A 21,099-nucleotide genomic window follows, 5' to 3' on the forward strand; every position below is an offset into this window, starting at 1 on the left:
AAAATGAAAAAGATTGCGCTCTCTTTGGTCGCACTGGGGTTACTCACTTCTCTGCCGGGATTTGCGGCCACGCCCGCGCCGGTTCCGGCCGCCATTGCGAACCACGACGGACCGATCCGCATCGCGGTGATCCGTAACCTCGGCTCGGACGACAACACCACGCAGTTTGTTGCCGGGGCCATTCAGGAAGGGAAAAAGCTCGGCTTTAAGGTCAGTACCTTTTTGAGCAACGGGGATGACGCTAAATTCCAGGACTTCGTTAACCAGGCCATCAGCCAGAAATATGACGGGATCATCCTGTCGCAGGGCCGCGATCCGTACTCCACCGCGCTGGTGAAGAAGGCGGTGGATGCCGGGATCAAGGTCGCCGTATTTGATACCGCCGTAAACGGCGAGATCCCGGGCGTGACCGTCACCCAGCAGGACGACGCCTCCCTGACGAATCTCTCCTTCGGCCAACTGGCGAAAGATTTCAACGGCAAGGCGAATATCGTCAAGCTGTGGGTGGCGGGCTTCCCGCCGATGGAGCGCCGTCAGGCAGCCTATAAAGAATTGCAAAAGCAGTACCCGGAGATTAAAGAGCTGGAGTCCATCGGCGCGGTCTCTTCTGACGTGCAGGGCGACACCGCCAACAAGGTGGGCGCGATCCTGGCGAAATACCCGAAAGGCAAAATCGACGCCATCTGGGGCACCTGGGATGCCTTCAGCCAGGGCGCGTATAAGGCGCTGAAGGAGAACGGCCGTACCGAGATTAAACTCTACAGCATCGACATCTCCAACCAGGATTTACAGCTGATGCGCGAGCCGGGCAGCCCGTGGAAGGTGAGCGTGGCGGTGGATCCGAAGCTGATTGGCGCGACCAACGTGCGCCTGATCGCTAATAAGATTGCCGGGGAAGCCACGCCTGCCACCTACGACTTCAAAGCCGCTGCGATCCCGCAGGCGCTGCTGACCGCGCAGCCGGGGGCGGTGAACGTAGCGTCGCTGGGCAAAATCATTCCGGGCTGGGGCCAGACGGAAGATTTTATCGCGCCGTGGTTTGCGACGCTGGAAGCGAAAAATAAATGAGCATCCTCCCCACGCCAGAATACAGCCGCAATATGCGGCTGATCGGCCATAGCGATCAGGGCGGTCGCCCGGACGGCGTGCAGCTGATGGTGCACCGCGGTTTCGCCTATATCGGCCATATGGTGTCGCAGGGCTTTTCGATAGTAGACGTGCGCGACCCGAAAAACCCGAAACCCGCGGGCTATGTGCCTGCGCCGCCGGGCACCTGGAACGTGCACCTCCAGGCGCATGACGACCTGCTGCTGGTGATCAACGCCCGGGATCTGTTTGCCGATGCCCGCTTCGCCGACGAGAAGGTCTACTATACCCGTCAGGTAGGAGAGACCGTCAGCGACGTGCAGGACAGGGGCTGGAGCGCCGGGCTTCGCGTTTTTGATATCTCCACGCCGGACGCGCCGCGCGAAATTGGCTTTCTCTCGCTGAGCGGCATCGGCATTCACCGCATCTGGTACGTCGGTGGCCGCTGGGCGTACGTGTCGGCGCTGATCGACGGTTTTACCGACTACATCTTTCTGACGATCGACCTGGCCGACCCGCGTAAGCCTGAGGTGGCAGGGCGCTGGTGGCTGCCGGGCATGAACCAGGCCGAAGGCGAACAGCCGAACTGGCCGGAAGGGAAACGCTACGCGCTGCACCACGCGATTATTGCCGGCGATACGGCGTACGGCAGTTGGCGCGACGGCGGCTTAACGCTGCTTGACGTGAAGGATCGTACCCAGCCTAAGCTTATTAGCCACCGTAACTGGAGTCCGCCGTTTGGCGGTGGGACGCACACCGCGCTGCCGCTGCCGGACCGGGATCTGCTGGTGGTGCTGGACGAAGCGGTGCTCGATAACCAGGAAGACGGCGAGAAGCTGATCTGGCTGTTTGATATCCGCGAGCCGTCGAACCCGGTGAGCATCTCGACCTTCCCGCAGCCGAATGAAATCGACTACGTGGCAAAAGGGGCGCATTTCGGCCCGCACAACCTGCACGAGAACCGGCCCGGAAGCTTTGTCAGCTCAACGCTGATTTTTGCCACCTATCAGAATGCTGGCGTGCGCGCGTATGACATCTCCAATCCGTATCGCCCGGTAGAAACCGGTGCGCTGGTGCCCGCGGCACCGGAGAGGATGATGGACACGCGCCCGAATCGCCCGCAGGTGATCCAGTCCTGTGACGTGTTTGTGGATGCGCAGGGAATTATTTACAGCACGGACTATAACGGCGGGCTGTCGGTGATTGAGTATCTGGGGTGAGTGCGGTTTGATGCCCTCACCCACAGGGAGAGGGAGAAAATCAACTGTACTGCCGCACCCGCGCCACCAGATCTTCCGCGCTGTCGATACGGTCGGCAATCACAATGAGCGCCTTGCCGAGCGTCATCGCGTGGCGCAGGCACTCGTGGCGCATGGCCTCGTCCTGAATGGTGTCGATATCCGCGACGTGGGAAAGCCCGACGCTGCGGCGAATGAGTTCGGTGCCGCAGAAGCCGATGGCGTCATGCCAAACCTTTTTCAGGAACGCGGAGGCATAGCCTGGCGCGCTGAGCGCGGCGTCGCGGGCTTTCTCGTTTGCCAGCGCATGGAAGCGTTCCGCGAAGGTGTTCCACAGCTCCTGAATATCGGTCAGGCGCTGCTCGCGCGCGGCGGCGGCATCGCGAATGCCCAGATGGCCCGGCAGGCCGCAGAAGTTGAGCAGCAGGTTACCGATGGCGGTGCCGACGTCAAAGCCAATCGGCCCGAAATAGCCGAACTCGGCGTCGATGGCCTTCAGGCTACCGTCGGCCACAAAAATCGAGCCGCTGTGAATATCCCCGTGCAGCAGCGCTTCGGCATGCGAGAAGAAGCGGTGCTTCAGGGAGGCCACGGCAATTTTTAGCGGGGCGTCGTCGCGCAGGGCGGCGACGTCATTTTCCAGCTCGGCAGGGTAGTTATTGCGCTCATGAACCTGGTACGGATCGTTGAAGAACAGATCTTCGGTGATCTCGCACATCTCCGGGTTGATGAATTTCGCCACCTGCGCTTTTTTCGCGTGCGGGTGCAGATAGAAATCGCTGGTGTGGAACAGCGCGTGCGCGAGGTATTCGCCCAGCTGGCGCGCCGCCTGCGGGTAGTAAATGTTGTTGATCAGCTCGCCGCGCCAGATGCGATGGCTGGAGAGATCTTCCATCACCATCACCGCCAGTTCCGGGTCAAAGTGGTGGATTTTCACGGTGTGCTGCGGGCTGTGCTGGTAATGCTCGACCAGGGTTTGCGCCTCGAGGCGGGCGCGATCCAGCGTCAGCGGCCAGGACTCGCCGACGCAGCGCACGTAGGGCAGCGCCTGTTTGACGATGATGCGGCTGACGCCCGCGCTGTCGTAAATTTTAAAAACCAGATTGAGGTTGCCGTCGCCCACTTCCTGCGCCTCTACCAGCGATGACGGATCGTCAAGCCCACCAAACTGCCTGGCATACTCCACGGCGTCCTGAGCGGTAAAGGTACGATATTGCGACATGGCCTGCTCCTCACGGGTTTACTAATAAAGACATGTAGACGTCTATACATCTGGATTTCATCCTGACACAATGTGCTACAACAACGCAACAGGGAATTAACGACATGCAGACATTACAGACGACCAGCCTGCGGGTAGCGGATAATCAGCTCTTTATTCTCGACCAGCAGGCCCTTCCGCAGGAGAAACGCTGGCTGGATGCCTCAACGGTAGAGGCGCTGGTCGGGCATATTCACGCCCTACGGGTGCGCGGCGCGCCGCTGATCGGTCTCTCTGCAAGTCTGCTGCTGGCGCTGCTGGCGGAAAACGGCAAGAGCCGCGATGAGCTGGCGGTTGCGCTGGAAACCCTGCGCGCGTCCCGCCCGACGGCGGTGAACCTGATGAACAACCTTGACCGCATGAAGCTGGCGCTGTGGCAGGAAGAGTATGTTCCGGCGCTAGTGGCGGAGGCGCTGCGCCTGATTGACGAAGACAAACGGCTCTGTGACGCCATTGCGAAAGCGGGCAGCGCGCTGGTGAAGCCCGGAAGCCGTCTGCTGACCCACTGCAACACCGGCGGGCTGGCAACCGCGGGCGTCGGTACGGCGCTGGGCGTGATTGCCCGCGCGCATCAGGAGGGTAACGTCAGCAGCGTCTGGGTGGATGAAACCCGTCCGCTGTTGCAGGGCGGCAGGCTGACCGCATGGGAGCTGGGCGAGCTGGGGGTGCCGTATCAGCTGATTACCGACTCCATGGCCGCCAGCCTGATGGCGAAAGGGCAGGTGGACGCCGTGTGGGTAGGGGCCGATCGCATCGCCGCCAACGGTGATGTGGCGAACAAGATCGGCACTTATTCGCTGGCGGTGCTGGCGAAATTCCACGGCATTCCGTTCTACGTCGCCGCCCCACAAACGACCCTCGACCCGGCCTGCCCGAACGGGGATGCGATCCCCATCGAGCAGCGCGCCGCCAGCGAAGTGACGGGCGTTGCCGGAAGCTTTGGCGCGGTGCAGTGGGCGCCGGAAGACGCGCAGGTCTATAATCCGGCATTCGACGTCACGCCCGCCTCGCTGATTAGCGGCTGGGTGCTGGATACGGGTGTGGTCACGCCGGATGAGGTGGCGGAAGGGAAATTTGCCTGAGTCCGGCTATCCTTTAAGGGGGTTCCCTGAGAGGACAACATTGTGACGCTCGATCCTGAAACAGACTTAAAACTGGAGCGCGTGGTGGACGCACCGCGCGACCTGCTCTGGCTCTGCTGGACCACGCCGGACCACATCAAAAACTTCTTCATTCCTGCTCCGCACAAGGTGACCGAATGCGACCTCGACCTGCGCGTGGGCGGGCGGTTCAACACCGTGTTTGAGGTGGACGGGCAGCGGATGGATAACCGGGGTGTCTTCCTGGAAATCGACCCGGGGAAAAAGCTGGTGTTTACCGATGGCTATACCGAAGGCTGGAAACCGGCCGAGAAGCCGTTTATGACGGCAATTTTGTTGCTGGAAGACGTCGGGGAGGGGAAAACCCGCTATACGGCGATTGCGCGCCATCCGACGAAGGAAATCCGCGAGCAGCATGAACAGATGGGCTTCCACGAAGGGTGGGGGATAGTGCTGGATCAGCTGGTGAAGTATGTGAAAGGGCTTAACGCTTAGTGCGCGCTGGTGCCCTCACCCCGACCCTCTCCCACAGGGAGAGGGAGAAAAGATCAGGCCAGGCGTGGATAGGCATCCGCGATCGCATCGCCCGTAAACTGGGCAACCCAGCCTTCCGGATTGTCGAAAATACGAATGGCCGTAAAGTTCGGCTCTGAACCCATATCAAACCAGTGCGGCGTGCCTGCCGGCACGGAAATCAGGTCGTTTTTCTCGCACAGCACCTGATAAACCTCATCGCCAATGTGCAGGCAGAACAGCCCGGCACCTTCCACGAAAAAGCGTACTTCGTCCTCGCCGTGGGTGTGTTCGTTCAGGAACTTCGCGCGCAGCGCCTCTTTCTGCGGATTGTCGGCGCGCAGGCTGATGACATCCCAGCTCTGGTAGCCTTTCTCTGCCACCAGCTTGTCGATCGCATGTTGATACGCTTCGATCACGGCTTCGGGCGCAGGATCCTGCCCTAAATCACGGTCCGCCGCCCAGCGCTCAAAGCGCACGCCTTTAGCGTTCAGCTGTTGCGCGATTTCGGCGGCGTCGGTGCTGTGCCACTGGTGTTGACTGGCGTCTTTATCGGAATAAATGGTCAATGCGCTCATGAAGGGATCTGCTCCGGATTAATCTCGTCAAACTGGTGGATTTGATGGTGATGGCTCGCGCCGTCATCTTCACCGCGAATCAGTTGCAGGGTGCGAAAACCCGCCTGTTCAGCCGCGTCCAGCTCCTGATGAATATCCGAGAGGAACAGGATCTGCGACGGGGCGATGCCCGTGTGCGCCGCTATGTTCTTGTAAGACTGCACCTCGCGCTTGGCGCCGATGTGGGTATCAAAATAGCCGCTGAACAGATGAGTAATATCACCTTCGTCGCTGTAGCCAAATAACAGTTTCTGCGCAGCAACGGAGCCAGAGGAATAAACATAGAGATCAATCCCTTGCGCCTTCCATTTTTCCAGCGCGGGCAGAACGTCAGGGTAGAGATGGCCGGTAAAGTCACCGTTGATGTAGCCCTCCTGCCAGATGATGCCTTGCAGTGCTTTGAGCGCCGTCGATTTGCGGTCTTCATCCATAAAGCTAAACAGCACGTTGATGAGATCGCCGACGCCGGCATGCGGATCGCTGATTTCATCGCGCAGGTTGTCCAGAATCGATTTGACCGGCTCGGCGTACTGCTGGGCGGTCACGAAGGCCGCCAGCCGCTCACGCGCGTAGGGGAACAAAACATCATGGACAAAACGAATATCGCTGGTGGTTCCTTCAATATCCGTCACAATCGCGCGAATCATACTCTCTCCAGTTGTCGTAAACGCATTTCGCATTCAAATAAGAATTCTAAACCTTCCAGATGACGGCGGGCTTCGGCCACGTCGCGTCCCCAGCAGGTTAAGCCATGGCCGCGCAGAAGAAAACCATAATTAAGCGGACGCTCCTGGGCGTAATGAGCGATGCGCGAGGCGAGGGCGTCGATGTCCTGGTCGTTATCAAACACCGGGATGGCGACGGTATCCAGATGGGTAGTCTGCCCGGTAAGCGATTTCTGCATCTCGAAACCGCTGATATTCAGTTCGGCTTCTTTGACCAGACGCGACAGCACCGTGGCGTTAACGGTATGAACGTGCAGGACAGCGTTAGCCTCCGGGAACAGGCGATAGATAAGGGTGTGTAGCCCGGTCTCCGCCGACGGTTTTCGACCGGACGGCGCCCGGTTGGTGGCGATCTCAACCTGTAGAAAATCGTCGGTGGTCAGGCTGCCTTTGTCCTTGCCGGATTCGCTGAGCCAGCAGAGGTGCTCGTCCTGACGCAACGACATATTACCGCCGGTGGCGGGTGCCCAGCCTTTGGCGCCTATCCAGCGGCAGGCGTCGACCAGGTGTGTGAGCAGCAGGTTGTCTGTCATTTCCTTTTACCCCTCGGCCAGGAATATTGATATGGTTTAGACGTCTAAGCGTCTTGATTGCTAAAGACTAACATCGTGTTATAGTGGCAGCAACATAAGTATTACAAGCAGGCACGACAACATGAGCAATAACGCATTGATCCCGCAGAGTAAACTTCCTAATCTCGGTACCACCATCTTTACGCAGATGAGCGCCCTGGCGCAGCAGCACAATGCCATTAACCTCTCGCAGGGGTTCCCCGATTTCGATGGTCCGAAATATTTGCAGGAACGTCTGGCGCACCACGTGGCGCAGGGGGCGAATCAGTATGCGCCGATGACCGGCGTGCAGGCGCTGCGGGAAGCCATTGCCGACAAAACGGCGGTGCTGTATGGCTATCACCCCGATGCGAACAGCGATATCACGGTGACGGCAGGGGCGACCGAAGCGCTGTATGCGGCCATCACCGCACTGGTGCGCGCGGGGGATGAAGTCATCTGCTTTGACCCAAGCTACGACAGCTATGCGCCTGCGGTTGAACTCTCCGGTGGCGTGGTGAAGCGCGTGGCGCTCCAGCCGCCGCATTTCCGCCCGGACTGGCAGGCGTTCGCCGCGCTGCTGAGTGATAAAACGCGCCTGGTGATCCTGAATACCCCGCACAACCCGTCGGCGACGGTGTGGCAAAAGGCCGATTTTGCCGCGCTGTGGCAGGCTATCGCCGAGCGGGAAATTTACGTCCTGAGCGATGAAGTCTACGAGCACATCTGCTTTGCGGAGGAACGGCACGCCAGCGTGCTGGCCCATCCGCAGCTTCGCGAGCGCGCGGTTGCGGTGTCGTCATTTGGAAAAACCTACCATATGACCGGCTGGAAGGTAGGGTACTGCGTGGCCCCCGCGGCCATCAGCGCGGAGCTGCGCAAGGTGCATCAGTACCTGACCTTTGCGGTCAATACCCCGGCCCAGCTGGCGCTGGCGGACATGCTGCGCAGCGAACCGCAGCACTATCGCGAGCTGCCGGATTTTTACCGCGCGCGTCGGGATATGTTTGTAAATGCGCTGAGCAAAAGCCGTCTGGAAATTCTGCCGTGTGAAGGGACATACTTCCTGCTGGCGGACTACAGCGCGATTTCCGATCTGGACGACGTCAGCTTTTGCCGATGGCTGACGACGGAGGTGGGCGTGGCGGCTATTCCGCTGTCGGTGTTCTGCGCCGATCCCTTCCCGCATAAGCTGATCCGCCTGTGCTTTGCGAAACAGGAATCGACGCTGCTGGCTGCGGCAGAGCGTCTGGCGACGCTCTGACTATTTCACCGTCCAGGCTTCGGAATAGCGACGGTCTGCAAACAGCTCCAGCAGGCCGTTGATCTGCTTCAGGCGCAGCACCTCGTCGCTGTCCATCCCCAGTTCCTTACCAATTTTCTCATCGTTCCAGCCAAGCTGGGCCAGCTCCCGGACGATGTCGGACATGGCGTTGATCTGGTGGCGTCCCCTCGCACGGTTGTGGCGGATGGTGGCGGCCATCCGGTCAAGCTTTTGCTGGCGATCTTTGCGCAGGCAGGTGACGGGCAAATAGCCCCGAAGCTGGCGCTTCAGCGCGGCCCTGCTTTTACCGATTTCGTGACGATGGAAGCCATCGACAATTTCGTAATGCGCCGGCTCGCTTTCCGTCACCACGATGGGCTGCGTAAACCCGTCGAGCTCGAGCGATTGACTCAGCAGACGCTTTTCCGGCGGCGCCACGTTATTCGGGTTGTAGTCGTTGGCAACGATAGCGTCCTGCTTTATCCACAGCACGCAGTCGACGGGCTGGTCGCTGAACGGGCTGAGATGATGCATGGCCTGGCGAAAAGCATTGATGGCATCTATACGTTGCTCGTCGGTGAGCGTCTGCAAATAGGTTTCCAGTTCGGTAATCAGTCGTTGCTGCATAAGATCCCCCACTCATTGCGTTTTGATTTCATCCGTTCGCTATAGCGCTGATAGTGCTTTGGCTTGTTCGGGCTAAAGGAGAGGGCCCGACACCAGTAATCGTTGTTGAGCAGAACCTTGCATATTCGCCGCCAGGACGGGATATCCTTTGAGCCGATATCACCCTCCTGCGTATCGGGAAGATCGGACATCCCGCGCTTCTGATACCAGTGCAGGTACACCGCGACTTTATTGCGATAATGTTCAGCCGTCTGTTGCGGCATGCTGTCGAGGAGCAGCATGGCGTACTCCTGCCAGCTGAGGTGGTCGGGCTTGAGGATCTTTCTGTGACCGTAGAAGTGGTTGTCGTGCCCCGCGTAAATTCCGCCGCTGCGCACGCCGCTGACGCGTGCGCACATGGCGGCCCAGCGTTCAGGTTCAACGACATGATAGAGCCATAAACCCTGTCGCTGCTCCGGGCCAAAGGGTTCACAGATGCGCATGTAGCGCGGCGGCACGCCGGCCTGGTACATCAGATTGTAGAGGGGGTTATAGGCGCAGCCCGTTTTGGCAAACCAGGTCCAGATGTCGGCGGTTTTCCAGTCGTAGAGAGGATAGATATACCAGGCATGACCGCCGGGCGCGACGGTCGTCCAGGGTTTGTCGTCGGAAAAGCGCTGCTTGCGTGCGCAGGCGATTGCCAGGAAGCGGTTATAGGATTCGTCGGCGCGGATGCCCACCATCACTGCGGCGGGGCGCCTTCGCGCATACCATTCGGCAAAGTCCCTGACGAAGGCCTCGAAGGTCATCCCCTGCTGATAAAAATCAAAATAACACGTACTGGTGATGGCATCAGGCGGAGGCTGTCTGACCCAGCTTATGCCAGGTTCCCAGCACTGCCATTCCGGCTGGTACTGAGAGAGGGCATTTTGCGTGGTGATCGGCAGCGCCACCCACCAGAACTGATTGATGACGTCACGATATTGGGTCCTCATGTTCTCAATATGCTCAATGGTGCAGGAGAACTGTGCTTCCCAGTCCAGAAAAAGGACATCTATTTTTCTGTTCAGCTGCCGCGCCCGTTGCGCAGCAAGATGAAGCATCACCGTTGAATCTTTTCCGCCAGAAAATGAGACGCACACGCGGGTAAAATTTTGCAGCGTCCAGTTTATGCGTTCTGAAGCAGCCTCCAGAACGTTTTCCTGAAGAGGGTATTTATAGATAGACATGATGAGTCGCATCCTGCGTATGGAATACCGTTAATGCTATTAAACTGCCATCATGTTATTATATGTTTTCATTCTCAACTAATTATTTTACGCCTTCACTCTATTCTTGCTGGAAATACCTTCGCGATGACGCGTCCATTCTATTGAGCCAACTTATGCAATTTTTCAATAAAGCTGGCGAATACACTGCTGTTTAACGACGCGCGGTTGTAGACCATATAGATTTGCGCTTCGGGCAATTTGAAGGGCGCGGCTACGGACTTTAATTTTAAAGCGTGTTTATAGGTTTCAAAAATGGAAAGAGGAATATAGCCGACTAAATCAGACATGCTGATCATAGAGAGGAGCGAACTGAGAGAGTCCGAACGGAACGCGATGTTTCTCTCCGGGAACGCTTCGTTGGCTCGAACCTGATACTCCTTCACGCCCGTATTCGTGCTTTGATACATCGTGAATTTCTCATTGTATAACTGCTCGACGGAGACTTCTGTACCAATTCTCGGATGGTCTTCGCGGCAGATCATCACGGTGGGAATGGTGGTGAAATGCGAGCAGACAACGGAGCGATTATTCACGGGCGCAACGGTAAAAATGAGATCGGCTTTACGGTAGGCCAGTAAATCCTCTGCTGACTCCGCAGAGACAAGCATATCGCGTTGTTCTACCTCACAATTTTCTTGAGACATTAACAGTTGAATGGGGTCGAGAAGATAGCCTGGCGTCACCATCTGAGAACAATAAATGACAAAATTTTTCTTGATGTCGGTGTGGTGCATCAGGTTGATGGTCTGCTCAATCTGATTGAGGTTTTGCTCAAGATGCAGGTGCAGGTTAGTCCCGACGGTCGTGGGGGTGATCCCCTTGCCGGAACGGATAAACAGCGGATCGTTAAGCTGGCCACGCAGGCGTTGCAAAGACTGACTGACGGCTGAAGGGGTGATGTAAAGCGTTTCAGCGGCCTTGCTGATGCTAAGATGTTGATAGATACACTCAAAAATGACCAGTAAATTAAGGTCGAATTTTTTAAGGTCATAAAGATTTGCCATGTGTCATCCTGTTTGCCGTGAGTCTGTTGTTAACATATTGATGATAACTATAGATTAAAGCTAACCATTTACAATCCTTGTGGTTAACTAACTTAAAGTGTTATTTAAGTTATCTTAATATATCACGCTATCGGATTATTGAAATAGAATTACATGTGAGATTAAGATAATTTTATCTTTGAATGGGCTGGGTTCAATTTAATAAATGTTGACATTTATATATTGCCGTAAATTGATTACGTAAAGTTAATTTACGAGCGTAATGTATTTCTCTCAGTCAAAACCTATCACAGCCATAGGCAGGAACGCGCTTTTGATGGATTGCTCTCGATGGGGGCTGGTGGTGTAATCAACCTGCTGTTACGACCTTGATACAAGGTATGTAGAGCGCAACGCAACGCCAGCCTCGGCTGGCACTGAATGTACCTGCGGGGAATTCAGGTATCAGGGCCGCCCGTTGAGGCGGCCTTTATACTTTCTGGAGTACCGCAGCAGGTTCACCTTGCTGTCTTGTTGAAGTTGTAAGGTTTGGCTGATTGATTTGATAAAGCATACGCATTAGCCCCGATGAGCAAAGTTGGTTACCTTAGCTCTCAACGAAAACACGGAGGAAGTACAGATGTCTTTGATTAACACTAAAATTAAACCTTTCAAAAACCAGGCGTTCAAAAACGGTGAGTTCATTGAAGTAACCGAGAAAGATACCGAAGGTCGCTGGAGCGTCTTCTTCTTCTATCCGGCTGACTTCACCTTCGTTTGCCCGACCGAACTGGGTGACGTAGCTGACCATTACGACGAACTGCAGAAGCTGGGCGTAGACGTTTACTCTGTGTCTACCGATACCCACTTCACCCACAAAGCGTGGCACAGCAGCTCTGAAACCATCGCGAAAATCAAATACGCGATGATCGGCGACCCGACTGGCGCCCTGACCCGTAACTTCGACAACATGCGTGAAGATGAAGGCCTGGCCGACCGTGCAACCTTCGTGGTTGACCCGCAGGGCATTATCCAGGCTATCGAAGTTACCGCTGAAGGTATCGGCCGTGATGCTTCTGACCTGCTGCGTAAAGTGAAAGCGGCTCAGTACGTGGCTTCTCACCCAGGTGAAGTGTGCCCGGCTAAATGGAAAGAAGGCGAAGCGACCCTGGCTCCATCCCTGGACCTGGTCGGTAAAATCTAAGTTTTCACCATCCGGCAATCAATGGGCGCCCCCGCGCCCATTTCATTCCAGCACCATGATGCAAGTTGCATTCAGGCCGCCCGCAAAGGCAGCTTGCATGATGACGTCTTAAGAGAGGGAAGAACTATGCTCGACACCAATATGAAAACCCAGCTCAAGGCCTACCTTGAGAAACTGACTAAACCCGTTGAGCTGATTGCCACGCTGGACGACAGCGCGAAATCGGCAGAAATCAAAGAGCTGCTGGCAGAGATCGCTGAACTGTCGCCGAAAGTGACCTTCAAAGAAGACAATTCGCTTGCGGTTCGTAAACCCTCTTTCCTGATTACTAACCCGGGCTCGGACAAGGGACCGCGTTTTGCCGGCTCTCCGCTGGGGCATGAATTTACCTCACTGGTGCTGGCGCTGCTGTGGACCGGCGGTCATCCGTCAAAAGAAGCGCAGGCGCTGTTGGAGCAGATCCGCGATATCGACGGTGATTTTGAGTTTGAAACCTATTATTCGCTCTCCTGCCACAACTGCCCGGACGTGGTGCAGGCGCTGAACCTGATGTCGGTTCTGAACCCGCGCATCAAGCATACGGCGATTGACGGCGGTACGTTCCAGAATGAGATCACCGATCGCAACGTGATGGGTGTTCCGGCGGTGTATCTGAATGGTCAGGAGTTCGGCCAGGGCCGCATGACGCTGACGGAAATCGTCGCCAAAGTGGATACCGGCGCGGAAAAACGCGCGGCGGAAGAACTGAACAAACGCGATGCGTACGATGTGCTGATTGTCGGTTCCGGCCCTGCGGGCGCGGCGGCAGCGGTTTACTCTGCACGTAAAGGTATTCGTACCGGTCTTATGGGCGAACGCTTTGGCGGACAGGTGCTGGATACCGTGGATATTGAAAACTACATTTCCGTACCAAAAACCGAAGGTCAGAAGCTGGCCGGTGCACTGAAGGCTCATGTCAGCGATTACGAGGTAGATGTGATCGACAGCCAGAGCGCCAGCAAGCTGATTCCGGCGGCGGTGGAAGGGGGCTTACACCAGATTGAAACCGCCTCTGGCGCGGTGCTGAAAGCTCGCAGCGTGATCGTTGCCACCGGGGCAAAATGGCGCAACATGAATGTGCCGGGCGAAGATCAGTACCGTACCAAAGGCGTGACCTATTGCCCGCACTGTGACGGCCCGCTGTTTAAAGGCAAACGGGTGGCGGTGATCGGCGGCGGTAACTCCGGCGTGGAAGCGGCTATCGACCTGGCGGGGATTGTTGAACACGTGACGCTGCTGGAGTTCGCGCCTGAGATGAAGGCCGACCAGGTGCTGCAGGATAAAGTTCGCAGCCTGAAAAACGTCGACATCGTGCTGAACGCGCAGACCACGGAAGTGAAGGGCGACGGCAGCAAAGTGACCGGTCTGGAGTACCGTGACCGCGTAAGCGGCGACGTTCATAGCGTTCAGCTTTCGGGGATCTTCGTGCAAATTGGCCTGCTGCCGAACACCACCTGGCTTGAAGGCGCGATTGAGCGCAACCGCATGGGCGAGATTATCATCGATGCGAAATGTGAAACCAGCGTGAAGGGCGTGTTTGCCGCGGGCGACTGCACCACCGTGCCGTACAAGCAGATCATCATCGCGACTGGCGAAGGTGCAAAAGCGTCCCTGAGCGCGTTTGACTACCTGATCCGCACCAAAACCGCATAATAAAAGAAAGTAAGACATACCTGCAGTAGCCACCTCTTTATGAGGTGGCTTTTTTTTAGATTTTTTTACCCTCAATTATCCTCGTTATTAACCCCTTCATGCGTTAATTACCTGCTTCGATCAAAGAAAATAATAAGCCTGCTGATAATATCTTGTCGTTTTTATAGCGATAAATATTTATATTTAATATGAATGGCAAAGATACATCTACTTCTTCAATATATGAGACGTTAACCCCATTTGAAATAAAGGGATTGATGTTTCGTGATTTCTTTAACGCGGCGGACATAGCATCGCGATGCGCTTCGTTACATCCTTTATTCCCGGAAAGTGAAACCTGGCAGCAGGATGAGGCGTTAGAGGTTGAGTATGATTTCAACGCCCTGTTTGTCGGCCCTGCAACGCTATTGGCGCCGCCTTATGCCTCGGTGTATCTGGACGAAGAGCCTCTGCTGATGGGCGCTACAACGCTGAGCGTACGCGAATTCCTGCGCAGCATCGGGCTTTTTGTGACCGGGGAAAATAGCGTTCCCGACGATCACGTCAGCTATGAAATGGAGCTGGTGGTGATGCTCTCCGCGCATGCCAGACATTCGCCGCAATATCATGACGCACTCGCCCGCTTTGTGCAGGGGCATCTTGAATTATGGCTCCCAGCATTTATCGCAAAAATAAAGGATTGCGCGAAAACATCCGCAATTAAATGTCTCGCGTTGCAGATGACTAATTGGTTTGATGAATTAAAGACGAGAGTAATATTATGAGTATTGATAAAGGGCAGCTAAACCGGCGCTCCTTTTTAAAAGGGCTGATTGCGCTGGGTACCGTTGCCGCATTACCCGGCGGACTATTATCATCCCGATGTGCCATGGCACAGCCCCCCATTCCGTTTAACCCAAAAACCTACAAAATTTTCCGTAACGCTTGCCCGCGTAACTGCTACGACACCTGCAGCTTAAAAACCTGGGTCAAAGATGATGTCATCACCTTCGTTGACGGGGCAAGCGAGTCCACGTTTACACACGGTGCCCCGTGTGTGAAAGGGCTGACCTACCCGCGCCGGGTCTACTCCCCGGACCGTATTAAATACCCGATGATCCAGGATGGGCGCGGCAGCGGTAAATGGCGTCGCATCTCCTGGGATGAGGCCATGCAGCGCATTGCAAGCAAGATGCTGGAGATTAAAAAGAAAGACGGGTCTATGCTCGGTCTGGCGCTGTCGAAATACTCCGGCAACCTGGGCGTGATGAGTTATGCCGTGGAGGGGATGATGTCTTCCCTCGGTTACACCACGCGGTTCGCCGGTACGCCATGCTGGCCAGCCGGGATCGATGCCCATCACTATGACATGGGCGACATGTGGTGTAACGACCCGGAAGATTTGGTGAAAGCCAAATACATCATTATCTGGGGCGCAAACCCGGCCTGGTGCTCCATGCATACCATGAAGTACATCTATCAGGCGCGTGAGAAAGGGGCGAAAGTGGTGGTCATTGATCCGCTGTTCTCACAAACCGCCGCGAAAGCCGATTTGTATCTGCGCGTGCGCCCGGGATCGGACGGCGCATTGGCGCTGGGAATGGCGCGGCACCTGCTGGATATTGGCCGCGTCGACCAGGAGTTTGTGAACAACTTCGCGCACGGCTTCCCGGAATTTGAACAGTATCTGCGCAGCAGTATTACCGTGGAGTGGGCATCTGAAATCTGTGGCCTGTCGGCAGAGGTGATTCGCCAGCTGGCGGAAGAGTTCACCGCGGTAAAACCTGCCACCGTCTGGATCGGCTACGGGATGCAGCGCCACGTCAACGGTGGGGCGAACGTGCGCGCCATTGACGCTTTTGTTGCCATGACAGGCAACATCGGTGTGGAAGGCGGCGGTGCCCGCTACGGCCATCTGCAGACCTGGGGCTACAACTATCATGCGATGACGCAGAAGCCACCGGTCGGATCTGTTGGCATGGTGGGAGAAAGCGGCCCGGTAGGGGAGTTCGTCAGCGACAGCGGCGAAAAGAGCCACTATTCCGACCGCGCGCTGAACCTGAACCAGACCGCGCAGAGCATTCTAGATGCCAACGATCCGCCCATTCGTATGCTGTGGGTGGCGTGCAAGAACCCGTTCGCGCAGGACTTTGACCGCAACAAAATGGAAAAAGCCTTCAGCAAGCTGGAGATGGTGGTCTGCGTCGATCAGTTCTTCAACGAGACGGTGCAGCATGCCGATATTGTGCTGCCGGTGACCACCACCTTTGAGCACTGGAACCTGTCGTCGTCTTACTGGCATTACTGGCTTTCGGTGAATGAACCGGCCATTAAACCGATGTACGAGTGCAAGAGCGATTTGGATATTGCCGTGCTGCTCTCGCGTACCATCAACAAAATGGAGCCGGGCTCCTGTACCTTCCCGCAGGACATTGACCAGAAAAAATGGCTCGACCTTGAGTTCAATGAGGGCATGGCGAAGCAGTTCGGTATCCGCTCCTGGGACGATCTGCTGGATGGGCCGGTGAAAGCCAAAATGGTCAGCTCGGCGGCCTGGCACGACCGCAAGTTTAAAACGCCATCGGGCAAGTATGAGTTCCTCTCCGAGCTGTGTGAAAAGAACGGCCATAAAGCGCTGCCGGAGTATCTGCCTGCCGCGGAGGGCAAGCTGCCGTTCCATCTGTTTACCCCGCATTTGCAGTACGGCCTCCACTCTCAGTTCGTCAACCTCGACTGGATGCAGGTCTTCTGGCCGGAGCCGTTTGTCTATATCCACCCAGCCGCCGCGCACAAGAAGGGGATTCGCGAGCTGGCGAAAGTCCGCGTGTTTAACGACGTGGGCGAAGTGGAGCTGCGGGCGAAGATTACCACCAACGTGCCGGAAGATTTCCTGGTGATGTATGAGTCCTGGTTTAACAAGCTTAAGTACAACGTGCAGAACGTCGTGAAAGATACGCCAGCCGATATGGGCAAGATGGCAACCGGCGCGCCTGGCGCGGCGATCCACAGCCAGTTTGTCGACATTGCCCTTATCGCGAATGAAGGAGCAGACGCATGAGACGCGCATTTTTAGTGAACAGTGATAAATGTATTGGCTGCCGCGGATGCGCCATGGCCTGCAAGAGCTTTAACCAGCTTGAGCCGGATCGCTACTGGCGCTATGTCTATCCGCTGGATAAAGAAATTTATCCGCATGAGGAGCGTGCGTTTTTCTCGCTGGCCTGTAACCACTGTGAAAACCCGGCCTGTCTGGCGGCATGCCCGGTGGAAGCCTACACCAAACGTGATGACGGCGTGGTGATCCATAACCCTGAACGCTGTATCGGCTGTAAAAACTGCATCCGTAACTGCCCGTACGGCGCGCCGCGCTTCAATGAAGAGACGCAAAAGGCGGAGAAGTGCAGCATGTGCTATGAACGTCTGGATATCGGTATGGCTCCGGCCTGCGTGAACGCGTGTCCGGTCGGTGCCCTGTCGATTATCGATCTGGATGCCGATCCTCTGCCGAACAATGCCGTGCAGTATCCGCCGGGCTTCCCGAAGATGCCTCAGCTTAATCCGGGTACGCGCTTCATTCTGGCCCGTCAGCCAAAACAGCCGGGGGATAAATAATGGAAAAGTACGAACTGCCGTTGGTGATTTTTACCGTGCTAAGCCAGATGTCCGTCGGGATGACGCTGCTCCTGACCTGGCGTACGCTGCGTGGTGAAGTGCATGGCACCCGCCTTCACTGGCTGATTACCGGGCTGATTCTGGGTGTTGCCTCCATTGCCGCGGTGCTGCATCTGGCGCACCCGGAACACGCATACAACGCGTTGATTAACCTGAAACATGCCTGGCTGAGCCGCGAAATTCTGGGCGCGACCCTGTACGGCGCCATGATTGGGCTGGCCTTCCTGAGTAAGGGAAACAAAGGCGCAGCGCTGCTGGCGTCCCTGTTCGGGATCCTGCTGGTGGTGGTGCAGGGAATGACCTACGCGGCACCGGCGATGCAGGCCATTGCCAACGGCATCACCATGATGCTGTTCTTTGCGACGGTCTGGGTGATGGGCTGTGCCGCAACGCCGCTGCTCGGGCTGAAAGGATCAAACGCCGCGCTGCGCCAGGGGATTATCGCCCTGATGGCGCTGCTGATTGCCGCGCCGGTGATGTGGCTCAGCGGCGGTACTATCATGAAAATGACCGCTCACGCCTGGTTAAGCTCGCCGCTCTATCTGGGCAGCCTGCTGTGCTGCGTTGTGGGTGGCGCGTTATCGCTGAAGCGCCAGCCGATGCAGAAAGCGGTGTTTGCGCTCCTGCTGGTGGGCGTGGTGCTCAGCCGCCTGACCTTCTTCGGCGATACCATCAGCACCATCGTCAATATTGGTCACCTGTACTGTTAAACAAAACCCCGCGAAAGCGGGGTTTTTTGTTGGTATTTACCGGACCACCATCACCGGAATATGGGTGTGGCGGATCACGCTGGAAGCGTTCGACCCCAGCAGGTGAGTGGTAATGGAAGGATTACGTGAACCGATCACCACCACGTCTGCATTCAGCTCCGCGGCCAGTTCATTGACGGCATCGCGCACGCTACCGAACCGGACGTGGGTTTTGATGCGGGAAGGGTCGATGCTGAAATGCCCGACCATGGTCTGCAGCCGCGTTTCGGCTTCGTGCTGTAAATGCTCCTCAAAGCGACGCACGTCGGCGGCAAAGCGGTGCAGGCTCAGGCTGGCAGAGCCCGGTAAGACGTGTAAAAGATGAATAATTCCGTCCTGCTGCGCGAGGAATTCCGCGTGGCGAACAGCTTTGTCGCTCAGTTCCATTTCGAAAACATCAACCGGCATAATGATTGTCTTATACATAACCGTTTCTCCTTGTTTATAAACGCTGGATACATTCAACCACAAAATATGAATGGTTTCTGTAAGCGCTTCGGCACTTTTCCTCTCTCGCCAGGATAAATCTCAAAAGGCGCGTATTTCCCGGCAGACTTTCAGGGGTAGCTACCCTTTATAAACTTACCTGAAACCTTTCGGAGGTCGCATGAAAGCACTCACGTACCACGGTCCGCACCATGTTCGCGTTGAGAATGTCCCCGATCCCATCATTGAACAGCCCGACGATATCATCCTGCGCGTCACGGCCACGGCGATTTGCGGCTCCGACCTGCATCTCTATCGTGGAAAGATCCCAAAGGTGCAGCACGGCGACATTTTTGGACATGAATTTATGGGCGAGATCGTCGAGTGCGGACGAGAGGTGAAGGACCTGCAAAAAGGCGATCGCGTGGTGATCCCCTTTGTCATCGCCTGCGGTGACTGCTTCTTTTGCCGTCTGCAGCAGTACGCTGCCTGTGAGAATACCAATGCCGGGCAGGGCGCTGCGCTGAACAAAAAGCAAATTCCCGCGCCGGCAGCGCTGTTTGGCTATAGCCATCTCTACGGCGGCGTGCCGGGAGGGCAGGCGGAATATGTGCGCGTGCCGAAAGGCAACGTCGGACCGTTTAAGGTGCCGCAGCTGCTCTCCGATGATAAAGCCCTGTTTCTTTCTGATATTTTACCCACCGCCTGGCAGGCGGCAAAAAATGCGCAGATTGAAAAAGGCTCCAGCGTCGCCGTTTTCGGTGCCGGTCCGGTGGGGTTGTTGACGATTGCCTGCGCACGGCTGTTAGGGGCTGAGCAGATTTTTGTTATCGACCATCACCCCTATCGGCTGCGGTTTGCCGAGGCGCGCTACGGTGCTATCCCCATCAATTTTGATGATGATAACGACGCGGCGGAAAAGATAATCGAGCAAACCGCCGGGCAGCGGGGTGTCGATGCCGTCATTGATGCCGTCGGGTTCGAAGCCAAGGGCAGCACCACGGAGACGATCCTCAGCAACCTTAAAATTGAGGGCAGCAGCGGCAAAGCGCTGCGTCAGTGTATCGCTGCCGTCCGGCGCGGCGGGGTGGTCAGCGTACCCGGCGTGTATGCCGGGTTTATTCATGGCTTCCTGTTTGGGGATGCCTTCGATAAAGGGCTGATGTTTAAGATGGGCCAGACGCACGTCCACGCCTGGCTGGGCGAACTGTTGCCGCTGATCGAAAAAGGGCTGCTGACGCCGGAAGAGATTGTGACGCATTATCTCCCCCTGGCGGATGCGGAACGTGCTTATAAGATTTTCGAAAAACGGGAGGAGGAGTGCCGGAAGGTGATTCTGGTGCCCAGCGCGGAAACGCCTGAGGCCGCTGAGCAAAAAGTGAAGGGCCTGGTAAATGCGTTCCCGGGCGGCGTGGTGTGAGGTCACTCGTCGGTGGCGCTCAAGTTACTGTCCTGCGATGTAGCGCAATCGGGTGAAGATGTTCGGAAAGAGGATGCAGGCGCATCCTCTGTGCAACGCGGGTCGCGTTTGTTCAGAATGACATTAACGCAGGTAATCGCCCGCAGCTTCTGGCTGGTAGAGCAGCTCCAGCACTTCCAGATGGGTGGAGGCACCGCCCGGCAAGTCCCAGTGGATGGTATCGCCCGTGCGCAGCCCCAGCAGTGCGGCCCCCACCGGCGCAAGAACCGAAAGTTGCGCGCTGCTGTCCGTCATCTGGGCTGGGTAAACCAGCGTGCGGGTCAGCTCTTCACCGGTGGTCAGGTTGCGGAATTTCACCTGGCTGTTCATGGTGACCACGTTATGCGGCATCGTCTCAGGCGTGCACATCTGCGCCCGGTCGAGTTCCTCATTCAGGGCATCGGCCACCGGAAGTGAGGCGAATTCTGCTTTTTCCAGCAGCCTGTCGATACGTTCTGCGTCGAGCTCGTTGATGATGATTGTAGGTCTGGACATTTTTTACTCCATGTCGTTAATGCTGCGTCTAACGCAGAAACCATTCCAAAAGAAAACCCTCGCCGTCTGGCAGCGAGGGTTTAACTTTCCCGATGATACTGGCTGAACGCGCAAGTTTGAAGTGATGAAGGTCACATTCATGTGCCATATGAATTTTCACTGAAATTTATTCAGTCTTCATTCCTGGCGGATTGCGTTACGCTGTATG

Annotated in this window: 21 protein-coding genes; 12 read left to right on the top strand and 9 right to left on the bottom strand. The window is 56.4% G+C overall.

The window, feature by feature from the left end:
- Window positions 1-3: 3 nt before the first annotated feature.
- Window positions 4-1,068 (top strand): sugar ABC transporter substrate-binding protein, encoded by a 1,065-nt coding sequence (locus IM295_RS12930; RefSeq protein WP_045261033.1) that lies wholly within the window; start codon window positions 4-6, stop codon window positions 1,066-1,068.
- Entirely contained in the window at window positions 1,065-2,306 is a 1,242-nt protein-coding gene (locus tag IM295_RS12935) for an LVIVD repeat-containing protein (RefSeq protein ID WP_028012308.1), read from the top strand. Before IM295_RS12930 ends, IM295_RS12935 begins: the two co-directional genes overlap by 4 nt.
- Before the next feature lie 40 nt (window positions 2,307-2,346).
- On the opposite strand, the gene mtnK is transcribed toward IM295_RS12935, so the two are convergent.
- On the bottom strand, window positions 2,347-3,546 hold the full coding sequence (mtnK, locus tag IM295_RS12940; RefSeq protein ID WP_193066785.1) for an S-methyl-5-thioribose kinase: 1,200 nt from the start codon (window positions 3,544-3,546) through the stop codon (window positions 2,347-2,349).
- A gap of 104 nt (window positions 3,547-3,650) precedes the next feature.
- Here mtnK and mtnA point away from each other — a divergent pair, with 104 nt between their 5' ends.
- Together mtnA and IM295_RS12950 are read left to right on the top strand one after the other, a co-directional pair.
- Window positions 3,651-4,667: an S-methyl-5-thioribose-1-phosphate isomerase gene (gene mtnA, locus IM295_RS12945; protein WP_193066786.1), complete on the top strand. Its 1,017-nt coding sequence runs from the start codon at window positions 3,651-3,653 to the stop codon at window positions 4,665-4,667.
- Between the two features lie 42 nt (window positions 4,668-4,709).
- Window positions 4,710-5,180: an SRPBCC family protein gene (locus IM295_RS12950; RefSeq protein ID WP_059357933.1), complete on the top strand. Its 471-nt coding sequence runs from the start codon at window positions 4,710-4,712 to the stop codon at window positions 5,178-5,180.
- Window positions 5,181-5,233: 53 nt separating this feature from the next.
- Here IM295_RS12950 and IM295_RS12955 read toward each other — a convergent pair whose 3' ends face one another.
- The 3 genes from IM295_RS12955 to IM295_RS12965 are packed head-to-tail and all read right to left on the bottom strand — an operon-like array spanning window position 5,234 to window position 7,073.
- Window positions 5,234-5,776, bottom strand: coding sequence for an acireductone dioxygenase (locus IM295_RS12955; RefSeq protein ID WP_010428475.1), 543 nt, complete (start codon window positions 5,774-5,776; stop codon window positions 5,234-5,236).
- A complete protein-coding gene (mtnC, locus tag IM295_RS12960) occupies window positions 5,773-6,462 on the bottom strand; it encodes an acireductone synthase (protein WP_047367714.1) in 690 nt (229 codons plus the stop codon). Before mtnC ends, IM295_RS12955 begins: the two co-directional genes overlap by 4 nt.
- A complete protein-coding gene (locus IM295_RS12965; protein WP_028012314.1) occupies window positions 6,459-7,073 on the bottom strand; it encodes a methylthioribulose 1-phosphate dehydratase in 615 nt (204 codons plus the stop codon). Before IM295_RS12965 ends, mtnC begins: the two co-directional genes overlap by 4 nt.
- A 121-nt stretch (window positions 7,074-7,194) precedes the next feature.
- Between IM295_RS12965 and IM295_RS12970 the strand changes: the two genes are divergently transcribed.
- The gene (locus IM295_RS12970) at window positions 7,195-8,355 is read left to right on the top strand and encodes a pyridoxal phosphate-dependent aminotransferase (RefSeq protein ID WP_193066787.1); all 1,161 of its coding nucleotides are present in this window, start codon (window positions 7,195-7,197) and stop codon (window positions 8,353-8,355) included.
- Here the strand turns inward: IM295_RS12970 and IM295_RS12975 are convergent, their stop codons facing one another.
- The 3 genes from IM295_RS12975 to IM295_RS12985 form a co-directional block, all read right to left on the bottom strand.
- Window positions 8,356-8,982 carry a ParB/RepB/Spo0J family partition protein gene (locus tag IM295_RS12975; RefSeq protein ID WP_028012316.1) on the bottom strand — a complete coding sequence of 209 codons (627 nt, stop codon included), beginning with the start codon at window positions 8,980-8,982 and terminating at the stop codon, window positions 8,356-8,358.
- Window positions 8,967-10,190, bottom strand: a complete 1,224-nt coding sequence (locus IM295_RS12980; RefSeq protein WP_047367717.1) for a phosphoadenosine phosphosulfate reductase — start codon at window positions 10,188-10,190, stop codon at window positions 8,967-8,969. Before IM295_RS12980 ends, IM295_RS12975 begins: the two co-directional genes overlap by 16 nt.
- Before the next feature lie 140 nt (window positions 10,191-10,330).
- Complete coding sequence (locus IM295_RS12985) at window positions 10,331-11,236, bottom strand: LysR substrate-binding domain-containing protein (protein WP_048961264.1); 906 nt, start codon at window positions 11,234-11,236, stop codon at window positions 10,331-10,333.
- 619 nt (window positions 11,237-11,855) lie between these two features.
- Here IM295_RS12985 and ahpC point away from each other — a divergent pair.
- The 6 genes from ahpC (at window position 11,856) to IM295_RS13015 (ending at window position 18,472) form a co-directional block, all read left to right on the top strand.
- On the top strand, window positions 11,856-12,419 hold the full coding sequence (gene ahpC / locus IM295_RS12990) for an alkyl hydroperoxide reductase subunit C (protein WP_008501015.1): 564 nt from the start codon (window positions 11,856-11,858) through the stop codon (window positions 12,417-12,419).
- Window positions 12,420-12,545: 126 nt separating this feature from the next.
- Window positions 12,546-14,111 (top strand): alkyl hydroperoxide reductase subunit F, encoded by a 1,566-nt coding sequence (gene ahpF, locus IM295_RS12995; RefSeq protein ID WP_028012318.1) that lies wholly within the window; start codon window positions 12,546-12,548, stop codon window positions 14,109-14,111.
- 257 nt (window positions 14,112-14,368) lie between these two features.
- Window positions 14,369-14,875 carry a molecular chaperone gene (locus IM295_RS13000; protein ID WP_193066788.1) on the top strand — a complete coding sequence of 169 codons (507 nt, stop codon included), beginning with the start codon at window positions 14,369-14,371 and terminating at the stop codon, window positions 14,873-14,875.
- Window positions 14,872-17,148 carry a molybdopterin-dependent oxidoreductase gene (locus tag IM295_RS13005; protein ID WP_193066789.1) on the top strand — a complete coding sequence of 759 codons (2,277 nt, stop codon included), beginning with the start codon at window positions 14,872-14,874 and terminating at the stop codon, window positions 17,146-17,148. The genes IM295_RS13000 and IM295_RS13005 overlap by 4 nt, the downstream gene beginning before the upstream one ends.
- Complete coding sequence (locus IM295_RS13010; RefSeq protein WP_193066790.1) at window positions 17,145-17,702, top strand: 4Fe-4S dicluster domain-containing protein; 558 nt, start codon at window positions 17,145-17,147, stop codon at window positions 17,700-17,702. Before IM295_RS13005 ends, IM295_RS13010 begins: the two co-directional genes overlap by 4 nt.
- On the top strand, window positions 17,702-18,472 hold the full coding sequence (locus tag IM295_RS13015; RefSeq protein WP_193066791.1) for a DmsC/YnfH family molybdoenzyme membrane anchor subunit: 771 nt from the start codon (window positions 17,702-17,704) through the stop codon (window positions 18,470-18,472). Before IM295_RS13010 ends, IM295_RS13015 begins: the two co-directional genes overlap by 1 nt.
- A gap of 36 nt (window positions 18,473-18,508) precedes the next feature.
- Here the strand turns inward: IM295_RS13015 and uspG are convergent, their stop codons facing one another.
- Window positions 18,509-18,937, bottom strand: coding sequence for a universal stress protein UspG (gene uspG / locus IM295_RS13020; protein ID WP_028012323.1), 429 nt, complete (start codon window positions 18,935-18,937; stop codon window positions 18,509-18,511).
- Between the two features lie 181 nt (window positions 18,938-19,118).
- On the opposite strand from uspG, the gene IM295_RS13025 reads away from it, so the two are divergent.
- Entirely contained in the window at window positions 19,119-20,357 is a 1,239-nt protein-coding gene (locus IM295_RS13025; protein ID WP_193066792.1) for a zinc-dependent alcohol dehydrogenase, read from the top strand.
- A gap of 123 nt (window positions 20,358-20,480) precedes the next feature.
- Here IM295_RS13025 and rnk read toward each other — a convergent pair whose 3' ends face one another.
- The gene (rnk, locus tag IM295_RS13030; RefSeq protein ID WP_028012325.1) at window positions 20,481-20,891 is read right to left on the bottom strand and encodes a nucleoside diphosphate kinase regulator; all 411 of its coding nucleotides are present in this window, start codon (window positions 20,889-20,891) and stop codon (window positions 20,481-20,483) included.
- Between the last annotated feature and the right edge of the window lie 208 nt (window positions 20,892-21,099).

This window comes from Enterobacter cloacae complex sp. P14RS, assembly GCF_014895895.1.
In the GTDB taxonomy this organism is placed as follows: Bacteria; Pseudomonadota; Gammaproteobacteria; order Enterobacterales; family Enterobacteriaceae; genus Enterobacter; species Enterobacter bugandensis.

Bases quoted from the DNA above. Each gene is read 5' to 3' on its own strand.
- IM295_RS12930 (WP_045261033.1), top strand. From the start codon at position 4: ATGAAAAAGATTGCGCTCTCTTTGGTCGCACTGGGGTTACTCACTTCT.
- IM295_RS12935 (WP_028012308.1), top strand. From the start codon at position 1,065: ATGAGCATCCTCCCCACGCCAGAATACAGCCGCAATATGCGGCTGATC.
- mtnK (WP_193066785.1), bottom strand. From the start codon at position 3,546: ATGTCGCAATATCGTACCTTTACCGCTCAGGACGCCGTGGAGTATGCC.
- mtnA (WP_193066786.1), top strand. From the start codon at position 3,651: ATGCAGACATTACAGACGACCAGCCTGCGGGTAGCGGATAATCAGCTC.
- IM295_RS12955 (WP_010428475.1), bottom strand. From the start codon at position 5,776: ATGAGCGCATTGACCATTTATTCCGATAAAGACGCCAGTCAACACCAG.
- mtnC (WP_047367714.1), bottom strand. From the start codon at position 6,462: ATGATTCGCGCGATTGTGACGGATATTGAAGGAACCACCAGCGATATT.
- IM295_RS12965 (WP_028012314.1), bottom strand. From the start codon at position 7,073: ATGACAGACAACCTGCTGCTCACACACCTGGTCGACGCCTGCCGCTGG.
- IM295_RS12970 (WP_193066787.1), top strand. From the start codon at position 7,195: ATGAGCAATAACGCATTGATCCCGCAGAGTAAACTTCCTAATCTCGGT.
- IM295_RS12975 (WP_028012316.1), bottom strand. From the start codon at position 8,982: ATGCAGCAACGACTGATTACCGAACTGGAAACCTATTTGCAGACGCTC.
- IM295_RS12980 (WP_047367717.1), bottom strand. From the start codon at position 10,190: ATGTCTATCTATAAATACCCTCTTCAGGAAAACGTTCTGGAGGCTGCT.
- IM295_RS12985 (WP_048961264.1), bottom strand. From the start codon at position 11,236: ATGGCAAATCTTTATGACCTTAAAAAATTCGACCTTAATTTACTGGTC.
- ahpC (WP_008501015.1), top strand. From the start codon at position 11,856: ATGTCTTTGATTAACACTAAAATTAAACCTTTCAAAAACCAGGCGTTC.
- ahpF (WP_028012318.1), top strand. From the start codon at position 12,546: ATGCTCGACACCAATATGAAAACCCAGCTCAAGGCCTACCTTGAGAAA.
- IM295_RS13000 (WP_193066788.1), top strand. From the start codon at position 14,369: ATGTTTCGTGATTTCTTTAACGCGGCGGACATAGCATCGCGATGCGCT.
- IM295_RS13005 (WP_193066789.1), top strand. From the start codon at position 14,872: ATGAGTATTGATAAAGGGCAGCTAAACCGGCGCTCCTTTTTAAAAGGG.
- IM295_RS13010 (WP_193066790.1), top strand. From the start codon at position 17,145: ATGAGACGCGCATTTTTAGTGAACAGTGATAAATGTATTGGCTGCCGC.
- IM295_RS13015 (WP_193066791.1), top strand. From the start codon at position 17,702: ATGGAAAAGTACGAACTGCCGTTGGTGATTTTTACCGTGCTAAGCCAG.
- uspG (WP_028012323.1), bottom strand. From the start codon at position 18,937: ATGTATAAGACAATCATTATGCCGGTTGATGTTTTCGAAATGGAACTG.
- IM295_RS13025 (WP_193066792.1), top strand. From the start codon at position 19,119: ATGAAAGCACTCACGTACCACGGTCCGCACCATGTTCGCGTTGAGAAT.
- rnk (WP_028012325.1), bottom strand. From the start codon at position 20,891: ATGTCCAGACCTACAATCATCATCAACGAGCTCGACGCAGAACGTATC.